This window comes from Paraburkholderia sp. BCC1885 (assembly GCF_900996235.1).
Lineage (GTDB): Bacteria > Pseudomonadota > Gammaproteobacteria > Burkholderiales > Burkholderiaceae > Paraburkholderia.
On sequence record NZ_CAAJGM010000053.1, the window covers coordinates 1 to 600 of the forward strand.

General features: G+C 65.5%; 1 protein-coding gene. It reads left to right on the top strand.

Annotation, left to right across the window (positions count from 1 at the left end; translation table 11 throughout):
• Positions 1-470 (top strand): glycosyl hydrolase family 28 protein (locus FQ755_RS04265; RefSeq protein WP_260858292.1); only part of this gene is annotated, 470 nt, incomplete at its 5' end.
• Positions 471-600 lie beyond the last annotated feature (130 nt).

Sequence of the window (600 nt, forward strand, 5' to 3'; positions counted from 1 at the left end):
CGGTGCAGGTCAGCGGCACCGACTACGGCTACCGGATCAAGACCGACCAGACCGCCAAGGACAGCAGCGCCACCACCGGCATGACCTATCGAAACACCTGCATGCGCAATGTCCAGCAGCCCTTCCTGTTCACCTACGCCTATGCCTCGGGCACCGGCGGCGCCATACCGATCATCGCCAACGTCGACATCGACAACGTAATCGCCACCGCCACCAAGCAGCAAGGCGCCATCGTCGGGCTCTCGAACAGCCTGATGGGCGTACCGAAATCGGGGGACACCGGGATCCGCATCACCAATAGCCAGAGCAGCGGCGGCAAGGCCTTCTCGGTGACCAACGGCGAATTGCAGCTGGGCAGCCACAGCACCGCAGCGACCACGACCGGCTCGAACGGCCAGGTGGTGCAGGTCCCGGATAGCGGCACGACGCTGTCCTGCCCGAGCAGCATCACGATCCCGGCACAGATCTGAGCCGGGGCGCGAACACGCCGCCGGCGCGATGCCGGCGGCCTTCGCGCTCAGTCGAAGTCGAACATGTCGAACAGCGAGCGTTTCTTGCGATAGCCCTGTTGGTGCCCGGCGCGATGCTCGTCGCGTCGAC